This is a genomic window from Dietzia sp. HMSC21D01, from assembly GCF_001815995.1.
Lineage (GTDB): Bacteria > Actinomycetota > Actinomycetes > Mycobacteriales > Mycobacteriaceae > Dietzia > Dietzia cinnamea.
The window spans coordinates 1-3614 of sequence record NZ_KV823980.1 but is presented as its reverse complement, the minus strand read 5'-3'; the positions used below and the strand labels follow the sequence as shown (position 1 = coordinate 3614).

The 3614-nt window shown below is 71.2% G+C and carries 2 protein-coding genes; one reads left to right on the top strand and one right to left on the bottom strand.

Annotated elements, in window-relative coordinates; genetic code table 11:
* Positions 1 to 2930, bottom strand: a 2930-nt coding sequence (locus HMPREF3086_RS11520) for an indolepyruvate ferredoxin oxidoreductase family protein (RefSeq protein WP_070721975.1), incomplete at its 3' end; no start/stop codon positions are given.
* 167 nt (positions 2931 to 3097) lie between these two features.
* Here HMPREF3086_RS11520 and HMPREF3086_RS11515 point away from each other — a divergent pair.
* On the top strand, positions 3098 to 3565 hold the full coding sequence (locus HMPREF3086_RS11515) for an Lrp/AsnC family transcriptional regulator (protein ID WP_043567295.1): 468 nt from the start codon (positions 3098 to 3100) through the stop codon (positions 3563 to 3565).
* Positions 3566 to 3614 lie beyond the last annotated feature (49 nt).

Genomic DNA, 3614 nt, shown 5'->3' with positions numbered 1-3614 from the left:
GCCCGCGCGGCGGCGGGGGAGGGCTCGTACGCCCCGGAGGTGGCCGCGGTCGCCGGGCGGTGGAGCGTGTCGAGCAGCGCGGACAGGGCCTGCGGGTCCGCGACGGCCTGCCGGCCCCGGCGGAACGCCTGGAGGTTCGACTCGACCGCGACGCCGTTGAGTTCGACGGCCCTCTCGATCGATTCGGCCGAGATGGGCAGGGCCCCGCTCTGGTACGCCGCGCCCACCATGAACATGTTGGCCGTCTGCGTGGAGCCGAAGAGCTTCTCCGTGAGCTCGCCCGGGTCCAGGTAGATGCCGCGGGCGGAGGCCCGGTCGATGGCGGCCTGGATGTCCGACGTGGCGGGGTAGTGCTCGGAGGTGTCGATCACCATCTTCCCGGTGGGGATCCGCGTGGTGGACACGACCGCCGTCGTGCGATCGGGGTGGGCGACCTTGAGGTGCTTGTCGTCGGCACCCACGAGCCCGTCGCAACACAGGTAGAGATCGCAGTCCCCCGCGCCGATCTTGGGGGGCTGCTCCACGGGCGTCCGCGAGACGCGGACGTCGGAGACGACCGCGCCGCCCTTCTGCGCGAGGCCGGTCATGTCGAGGGTCCTGGCCGAGTTGCCGTCGAGCACGGCCGCGGTGGCCAGCACCGCCGAGACGGTGACGATCCCGGTCCCGCCGATGCCCGTCAGCCGCAGCGAGAATCCGCGCTCCGCGTCGATGTCTGCGCGCTCGGGTTCGGGCAGCTCCGCCGCGTCCAGGGACGGCGCGGTGGCCACCCGCTCGGTGCGGGCCCCGGGCACGACGGTCACGAAGGCGGGACAGTCACCCTGCAGACACGAGAAGTCGAGGTTGCACGTCGACTGGTCGATCTGCGTCTTGCGCCCGAACTCGGTGTCGACCGGATGCACGGACAGGCAGTTGGACTTCTTGCCGCAGTCGCCGCACCCCTCGCAGATGCGTTCGTTGATCACCACGCGCTGCTCCGGGGTGGGATAGTCGCCGCGCTTGCGGTGGCGGCGCTTCTCCGCGGCGCAGTACTGATCGTGGACCAGCACCGTCACACCGGGCACGGCGGCGAGTTCCTGCTGGACCTCGAGGGTCTCCGTGCGGTCGCGGACCTCCACGCCGCGCGGCAGTCCGCGGGCCCGGGTCGCCTTGACGTCGTCGGTGGTGACGACGATCTTCGCGACCTTCTCCGCCTGCAGCAGGCGCACGATCTCGGGCAGGCTCATCTCGCCGACCGGGTCCTGCCCGCCGGTCATGGCGACCGTGCCGTTGTAGAGCAGCTTGTAGGTGATGTTGTCCCCGGAGGCCACCGCCGCCCGCAGCGCGAGTGACCCGGAGTGCATGAACGTGCCGTCGCCGACGTTCTGCACCATGTGCCGCTCGTCGAGGAACGGCGCCATCCCCGTCCACTGGATCCCCTCGCCGCCCATCTGGGTGACGCCGGTGACGTGGCCGACCTGCTGCTCGTCCATCATGAGCACCATCGCGTGGCAGCCGATCCCGCCGCCGACGAGAGTCCCGTCCGCGACCTTGGTCGAGCTGTTGTGCGGGCATCCCGAACAGAAGTACGGGGTGCGCGAGGCCGCGAGCGGCAGCGCGATGCGGGTGCGGACGCGCCCCGGGCCGTCGAGCCAGGCGCTGGCGGAGGCGATCCCGTGGACGGTGCCGAGCCGCTGCGCGAGGCCGCGGGTCACCGAGTCCACATCGAGTTCGCCGAAGCGGCTGAACAGCGTCGACCCGTCCTCGTGGGCCTTGCCGACGACGTTGGCCACCCCGGGCTTGCGGAACTGGATGTCGCGGATCATGGTCTCGATGAAGTCGCGCTTCTCCTCCACGACGATCACCTCGTCGAGCCCGGACATGAACTCGTCGAGGATCGTGCGCTCGAGCGGGTAGATCATTCCGAGCTTGAGGATCCGGATCCCCCGTCGGCCCAGCTCGTCGTCGCCGATCCCGAGACGGCGCAGCGACTCCCGCACGTCGAGGTACGTCTTGCCGGCCGCGACGATCCCGATCCGGTCGTCGGCGGTCGACTGCACGATCCGGTTGAGCCGGTTGAGTCGGGCGTACTCCAGGGCGCGGGGGAGGCGGATGGTGAGCTGGTTCTGCTCGAGCTCCATGAGGTTCGAGCCGAGGAGGTGCCCGGAGGGCACGTGCGGACTGGTGCCGAGATCGCCGTAGACGGGCAGGATCCGGTCGGGGTCCACGAGCGCGGTCGACGAGGCGTCCGCCACGTGCGCGGAGATCTTCAGCGCCGACCAGAGCCCGGAGACGCGGGAGAGGATCGCCGCGTGCACGCCGAAGTCGAGGACGTCCTGCGAATCGGCCGGGTACAGGGTGGGAATGTAGAGGTCGGCGAGAGCGAGCTCCGACGCGCACGGCACGGTCGAGGACTTGGCCCCGGGGTCGTCGCCCACCATCACCACGGCACCGCCGTTCGGATCGGTCCCGATGAGGTTGGCGTGCCGTAAGGCGTCGGTGGCGCGGTCCAGGCCCGGCGCCTTGCCGTACCAGTAGCCCACCACGCCCTGCAGCGGGGCGCCGCGGGTGTGGGCGGTCGCCCGCAGGGTGCCGGTGCGGCGTGCCAGTTGCGAGCCCATCACGGCCGTCGCGCCGGCCTCCTCGTTGAGGGCCGGACGGTGCACGATGTCGAACGGGTCGAGGAACTCCGCACGCCGGGCCAGCTCGAGGTCGTAGCCGGCGAGAGGGGATCCCTCGTAGCCGCTCACCAGGCTCGCGGTGAGCAGGTTCTGGCGCCGGTCCAGCCGGGCACGGTCGCGGACCGTCCGTACGAGCGCCTGGATTCCCGTCAGATAGATGGTGCCGCTCTCGCGCGTGTAGCGGTCGGAGAGGGAGAACGATCCGGCGTCCGCCCGGCCGAACCGGGGGAGGTCGTTGTGGGTGCCGCTCGAGGGGCCGAGAAGAGAGGTCATGATCAACACCTGGCCTGTGTGACGTCGTGGGTCTCTCCCTCAGGCTAGGACGGAATGTGAGGCGCGTCACGCGGTCATCGATCGGGCGCACACTCTGCACAACCGGAAGCGTCGGTTCCTGTACTAACTGGGCCAGTTGCCCTCTCGTCGTCGTCTACCGTGGACACATGGAACACGCACCGCAGTTGGACGATACGGACCGACGCCTTCTCCGGGTGGTCATGGCCGACCCCCGGGTCGGCGTCCGCGAGTTCTCCCGACGGCTCGGGGTGGCCCGGGGCACCGCGCAGGCGCGGCTCGACAAGCTGGAGGCCCGCGGCGTCCTCGCCTCCTGGGCGCCCCGGCTCGACCCCGCCGCGCTCGGCTACCCGCTCGGCGCGCTGGTCCACATCCAGCTGGCGCAGGCGGAGCTCGAGTCGACGTGCGCGGGCCTGGCGGAAGTCCGCGAGGTGCTCGAGGTGATGAGCGTGGCGGGGGAGTTCGACCTCGTCTGCCGAGTGGTGGCCCGCGACCACGCGCACCTCGAGGAGGTGTTCAGCGCGATCATCTCGACCCCGGGGGTGCTCCGCACGCGCACCGAGGTGATCCTGCGTCAGCGCGTGGGGCCGCGCGCCACGCAGCTCCTCGGCGACTGAGCCGCGGGGCGAGCGAGCACCCGCCCGCCCGCGCGCGAGCACCCGCCCG